The following is a 6,788-nucleotide window of genomic DNA, read 5'->3' as shown; positions in this document are numbered from 1 at the left end:
GAGCACACCCTCGCCCGCCCCCACGGCACCGTCCTGGTCACCGGCGGCACCGGCACCCTCGGCGCGCACGTCGCCCGCTGGCTGGCCCGCTCCGGAGCCGCCCACCTCGTCCTGACCAGCCGCAGCGGCCCCGCCGCCGAAGGCGCCGCCGAACTCCGCGAGGAACTCGCCGCCCTCGGCTGCCGCGCCACCCTGGCCGCCTGCGACGCCGGAGACCGCACCGCCCTCGCCGAGCTCCTCGCCTCCCTGCCCGCCGAACACCCCCTCACCGGCGTCATCCACACCGCCGGAGCCCTCGACGACGGCGTCCTCGACGGCATGACCGCCGACCGGCTGGAACACGTACTGCGCCCCAAGGCCGACGCCGCCGTCCACCTGCACGAACTCACCGCCGGCCACGACCTCGACTTCTTCGTCCTGTTCTCCTCCATCGCCGGCACCGTCGGCAACGGCGGCCAGGGCGGCTACGCCGCCGCCAACGCCCACCTCGACGCCCTCGCCCACCAGCGCCGCGCCCAGGGCCTGCCCGCCACCGCCATCGCCTGGGGCTCCTGGGGCAGCGGACGCATGATGGGCCGCCACGCGGAGGAACACCTCACCCGGCGCGGCATCCTCCCCATGCCCGCCGACCTCGGCATCGCCGCCCTGGCCCGCGCCATGGAACACCAGGACACGGCCGTCACCATCGCCGACATCGACTGGGAGCGCTTCGTCCGCGCCTTCGCCCACACCGGCGACTACCCGCTCCTGCACCGCCTCCCCGAAGCCCGCGCGATCCTCGACGCCGCCACCGCGTCCACCGCGGCGAACGGCCCCGCGGCGGGCGGCGCCGGGCTCGCCGGACAGCTCGCCGCACTCGCCGGACCCGAACGGCTCCGCGCCCTGGTCGAACTCGTCCGCACCCAGGCCGCCACGGTCCTCGGCCACTCCGGCGCCGACGCCGTCCCGCCCGGGCGGGCCTTCCGCGAGACCGGCTTCGACTCGCTGACCGCCGTCGAGCTCCGCAACCGGCTGGCCGGCGCCACCGGTCTGCGGCTGCCCACCACCGTCGTCTTCGACTACCCGAACCCGGCCGAACTCGCCGCCCACCTCGACACCCGGCTCCTCGGCGGCCCGCACGCCGGCCCGGCCGCCCCGGCCGGCGCCGCCCGCCCGGCCGACGACGAACCCATCGCCATCGTCGCGATGAGCTGCCGGTTCCCCGGCGGGGTGACCTCCCCCGAAGACCTGTGGCGGATCCTGGCGGAGGGCGAGGACGCCCTCTCCGCCTTCCCCGACAACCGCGGCTGGGACCTCGAAACCCTCTACCACCCCGACCCGCAGCACCCCGGCACCACCTACGCCCGCGAGGGCGGGTTCCTCCACGACGCCGGAGACTTCGACGCCGCCTTCTTCGGCATCTCCCCGCGCGAAGCCCTCGCCATGGACCCCCAGCAACGGCTCCTCCTGGAGACCACCTGGGAGGCCTTCGAACGCGCCGGCATCGACCCCGCCACCCTCAAGGGCAGCCGCTCCGGCGTCTTCATCGGCTCCAACGGCCAGGACTACGCCTCCGGCCTGCGCCAGGCCCCCGAAGGGGTCGAGGGCTACCTGCTCACCGGCCGGGCCGCCAGCGTCGTCTCCGGCCGCCTCGCCTACACCTTCGGCCTGGAGGGGCCCGCGCTGACCGTCGACACGGCCTGCTCCTCCTCCCTCGTCGCCCTCCACCTGGCCGTCCAGTCCCTGCGCCGCGGCGAATGCGAACTCGCCCTCGCGGGCGGCGTCACCGTGATGTCCGGCCCCGGCATCTTCGTCGAGTTCAGCCGCCAGCGCGGACTGGCCCCCGACGGCCGGTGCAAGGCCTTCGCCGCGGCGGCCGACGGCACCGGCTGGGGCGAAGGCACGGGCATGCTCCTGCTGGAGCGGCTCTCCGACGCCCGGCGCAACGGCCACCGGGTCCTGGCCGTCGTCCGGGGCTCCGCGATCAACCAGGACGGCGCCTCCAACGGCCTGACCGCCCCCAACGGGCCCTCGCAGCAACGGGTCATCCGCCAGGCCCTCGACGACGCGGGCCTCGCCCCCGCCGACGTCGACGCGGTCGAGGCCCACGGCACGGGCACCCGGCTCGGCGATCCGATCGAGGCCCAGGCCCTCCTCGCCACCTACGGCCAGGACCGCGACGCGGACCGGCCGCTGTGGCTGGGCTCCCTGAAGTCCAACATCGGCCACACCCAGGCCGCAGCAGGCGTCGCAGGCGTGATCAAGCTGGTCCTGGCCCTGCAGCACGCGGAACTGCCCCGTACCCTCCACGTGGACTCCCCGACCCCGCACGTCGACTGGTCCACCGGCGCGGTCGAGCTCCTCTCCGCCCCCGTGGCCTGGCCCGAGTCCGCGGACCACGTCCGCCGGGGCGGGATCTCGGCCTTCGGCGTCAGCGGCACCAACGCCCACGTGATCATCGAACAGGCCCCCGCCCCGGCCGAGGACGAAGGCACCGTCGACGCCCCGGGCGACGCCCCGGCCACCGACACGGGCCGCACCGCCGTCGCCTGGCTGCTGTCCGCGAAGACCCCCACCGCCCTGCGCGCCCAGGCCCGCCGTCTGCGCACCCACCTCACCGAGCACCCCGGGCAGCAGGACGCCACCCCGGCCGACATCGGCCTCTCCCTGGCCACCGGCCGGGCCGCCCTCCAGCACCGCGCGGCCCTGCTCGGCAGCGGCCGGGCCGAACTGCTCCACGCCCTGGACGCCCTGGCCGACGAGGACACGGCCGGCACCGCACCCCTCCTCGTCACCGGCAGCACCGACCCCGCCACCGGCCACGAACCGGGCCGGACCGCCTTCCTCTTCTCGGGGCAGGGCAGCCAGCGCCTGGGCATGGGACGTGAACTGCACGCGGCCTTCCCGGTGTTCGCCGACGCTTTCGACGCGTGCTGTGCCCACTTCGACGGGCATCTGGAACTCCCTCTGCGGGAGGTGGTGTTCGGCGGGGACGCGGGGCTGCTGGGCGAGACGCGGTTCACCCAGCCGGCGTTGTTCGCGGTCGAGGTGGCGTTGTTCCGGCTGGTGGAGTCCTGGGGGATACGCCCGGACTTCCTGGCCGGGCACTCGATCGGGGAGTTCGCCGCCGCGCACGCGGCCGGTGTGCTGTCGCTGGAGGACGCGGCGAGGCTGGTGGCCGCCCGTGGCCGGCTGATGCAGGCCCTCCCGTCGGGGGGCGTGATGGTGGCGGTCCAGGCCTCGGAGGAGGAGGTGCGGGAGCTGCTGGCCGGGCTGGAGGGCCGTGCGGGGATCGCCGCCGTCAACGGGCCCACCGCCGTGGTGGTTTCGGGCGCGGAGGATGCCGTGGCGTCGGTCGTGGACCGGCTCGCGGCCGACGGCCGCAAGACGAAGGCCCTGGCGGTCTCCCACGCCTTCCACTCCCCGCTCATGGACCCCATGCTCGCCGAGTTCCGGGAGGTCGTGGCATCGGCCTCCTTCGACCCGCCGAAGGTCCCCGTCGTCTCCACCCTCACCGGCCGGGCCGTTGCCGCCGAGGAGTTCTGCTCGGCCGACTACTGGGTGAGCCACGTCCGTGAGGCCGTCCGCTTCGCCGACGCCGTCACCACCCTCGCGGACGAGGGCACCGCCACCTTCCTGGAGATCGGACCCGGCGGCGTCCTGACCGCCCTCGCCCAGGAGCTCGTGGACGAGCGGGCCGTCACCGTCGTCCCCGTCCTGCGCGGCGACCGCGCCGAGGACCTGGCCGTCACCACCGCCCTCGCCCGCCTGCACGTCCACGGCACCCCCGTCGACTGGGCGGCCCTCCGCACCGGACCGGCCGGCCATCCCGTCGACCTGCCCACCTACGCCTTCCACCACCGGCGCTACTGGCTCGCCCCCGCCGCACCGGCCGGCGACGTGGCCGCCGCCGGGCTCGTGGACGCCGAGCACCCCTTCCTGGGGGCCGCCGTGCCCCTCGCCGACGGTCAGGGGGCCCTCCTCACCGGCCGGCTGTCCCCGGCCACCCACCCCTGGCTCACCGACCACACGGTCATGGACACCGTCCTGCTGCCCGGCACCGCACTGGTCGACCTGGCGCTCCGCGCCGCCGACGAGGTGCGCTGCGACCGGGTGGACGAACTGACCCTCGGCGCGCCCCTCCTGCTCCGGGAGGACGGGGCCGTGCAGCTCCAGGCCGTCGTCAGCGGGCCCGACGCCACCGGGCACCGTACGGTCGGCGTCTACTCCCGCCCCGAGACCGCCGACGCCACCGAGCCGTGGACCTGCCACGCGACCGGTGTGGTGTCCGTGGACGCCCGGGGGCCGCGGGAGGACTCCGCCCCCGCCGCATGGCCGGTCCCCGGGGCCGAGCCCCTGGACACCGGCGGCGCGTACGAGGCCCTGGCCGCCCTCGGCTTCGGGTACGGGCCCGTGTTCCAGGGCCTGCACGGGCTGTGGCGGCGCGGCGACGAGGTGTACGCCGAGGTACGGCTGCCCGAGGAGACCGCCGTCGCCGGATTCGGCGTCCACCCGGCCCTCCTGGACTCGGCCCTGCACGCGATCGGGCTCGGCGGCCTGCTGCCCGACGCCGGCCGGGGCCGGATCCCGTTCGCCTGGAACGGGGTGACCGTCCACGCCACCGGCGCCCGCGCCCTGCGCGTCAGGATCACCCCCGCCGGGCCCGACGCGGTGTGCCTGCTGGCCGCCGACGAAGCCGGCCGTCCCGTGGCCTCCGTGGACTCCCTGGTGCTGCGGCCCGTCACGGCGGAGCAGCTGGCCCGGGCCGGGCGGGCGGACGGGGCGCCGGACTCGCTCTACCGGATCGACTGGACCCCCCTTCCCCTCACCCCGGAGGCCCCCGTGGACGGTCCGCGCGAACCGTGGACCCTCGTCGGCGGCGACGACGGTCTGCGCGCGGCGCTGGAGGAGTCCGGCCTGGACGTCGTCTTCCGCCCCGAGCTGGCGGAACCGGCCGACGGAGCCGGGCGGCCCTCGCCCGCCGTCCTCCTCGCGGCCGTCGCAGTGGACCCGGACCGGGACGACCCCGTGGCCCGCGTCCACGCCACGGCCCACCGCACCCTGGACCTGCTCCAGCGCTGGCTCGCCGACGACCGGTACGCCGATTCCCGGCTGGCCGTCCTGACCGCCAACGCCGTCGCGGCCGGGGGCCCGGGGGAGGAGGACCGGGACAAGGAGGTGGACCCGGCGCAGGCCGCCGTCTGGGGGCTGGTGCGTTCGGCACAGGCGGAGCACCCGGGGCGCATCGTCCTGGTCGACCTCGACCGGGATCCGGCGTCCGCCCGCGCCCTGTTCGCGCTGTCCGCCCTGTCCACGCCGTCCGCCCCGGCCGGCCCGCCGGTCCCGGGCGAGGAGCAGTTCGCCGTCCGCGGCGGCACGGTCCTCGTCCCCCGGCTCGCCCGGACCGGGCAGCCGCCCGCCCCCGGCGAGGCCGCGCCCGCCTTCACCGCCGACGGCACGGTCCTCGTCACCGGCGCCTCCGGCCTGCTCGGCCGGCACGTCGCACGGCACCTGGTGACCGGGCACGGGGTGCGCCACCTGCTGCTCGCCGGCCGCCGGGGCGCCGCCGCCGAGGACATGGCCGAACTGGAGGCGGAGCTCACCGCCCTGGGTGCCCGGGTCACCGTGGCCGCCTGCGACGCCGCCGACCGCGCGGCGCTCGCCCGGCTGCTGGGCTCGGTACCCGAAGCACACCCCCTGACCGGTGTGGTGCACGTGGCCGGTGTGACCGACGACGGGATCCTCACCAGCCTCACCCCGGACCGGATCGACCACGTCTTCCGCCCCAAGGTGGACGCCGCCCTGCACCTGGACGAGCTCACCCGCGACATGGAGCTCTCCGCCTTCGTCCTGTTCTCCTCCGCCGCCGGTGTCTTCGGCGCGGCGGGCCAGGCCAACTACGCGGCGGCCAACGCCTTCCTGGACGCCCTCGCCCGCCAGCGCCGGGCCGCCGGCCTGCCGGCCGTGTCCCTGGCCTGGGGGCTGTGGGACGAGAGCAGCGGCATCACCGGCCGGCTGACCGGGGCCGACCGGGGCAGGATGGCCCGCAGCGGCGTACTGCCGCTGGGCACCGAGGAGGCCCTCGGCCTCTTCGACGCCGCGACGGCCCAGACGCGCAGCGCGCTCGTCCCGGTCCGCCTGGACCAGGCGGAGCTGCGGCGGCAGGCGGCGGCCGGCAGCCTGCCGGCCCTGCTCACCTCCCTGGTCCGCCTCCCGGCCCGGCGCCCCGCGGCCGGCGGGGGAGCGGACCCGGCGGCCGGCCCGTCCGGCACCGGCGCAGGGGATCTGGCGGCCCGGCTGGCCGGCCTCGCGGCGGCCGAACGGCGCACCCTGGTCCTGGACCTGGTGTGCGAGCACGTGGCCGCGGTCCTGGGCCTCGCCTCGGCCCGGGAGGTGCGGCCCGGCCAGGCGCTCCGCGACCTCGGATTCGACTCGCTGACCGCCGTCGAGCTGCGCAACCGGCTGGGCAAGGACACCGGGCTGCGGCTCTCGTCCACCCTCGTCTTCGACTACCCCACCCCCGCCGAACTCGCCGGCCACCTGGAGGCCGAGGCCGCACCGGCCGACGCCGACGTCACCGGGCTGCTCGCCGAACTCGACCGGGTCGAGACACGGCTGCGGGACACGGAGACCGACGACGCCGGCCTGCGCGAGACCGTCACGGCGCACCTGCGCCGGCTGCTGGACCGGTGGGCCGCGCCCGCCGGCCAGGAGGAGGCGGACACCGGCGGCGTCGCGGACGGGCTCCACACCGCGACGGACGACGAGATGTTCGACTTCATCGGCAAGGAGTTCGGGATCTCCTGACC

1 protein-coding gene is annotated in these 6,788 nt (G+C 76.6%); it reads left to right on the top strand.

Features of this window, described 5'->3' with window-relative positions; all coding sequences use genetic code 11:
* Positions 1–6,786, top strand: a 6,786-nt coding sequence (locus ACFVXK_RS28500; RefSeq protein WP_389616787.1) for an SDR family NAD(P)-dependent oxidoreductase, incomplete at its 5' end; no start/stop codon positions are given.
* Positions 6,787–6,788: the final 2 nt, after the last annotated feature.

It is taken from the genome of Streptomyces sp. NPDC058157, assembly GCF_042884105.1.
In the GTDB taxonomy this organism is placed as follows: Bacteria; Actinomycetota; Actinomycetes; order Streptomycetales; family Streptomycetaceae; genus Streptomyces.
This window is presented reverse-complemented; position numbering and strand designations above follow the sequence as displayed.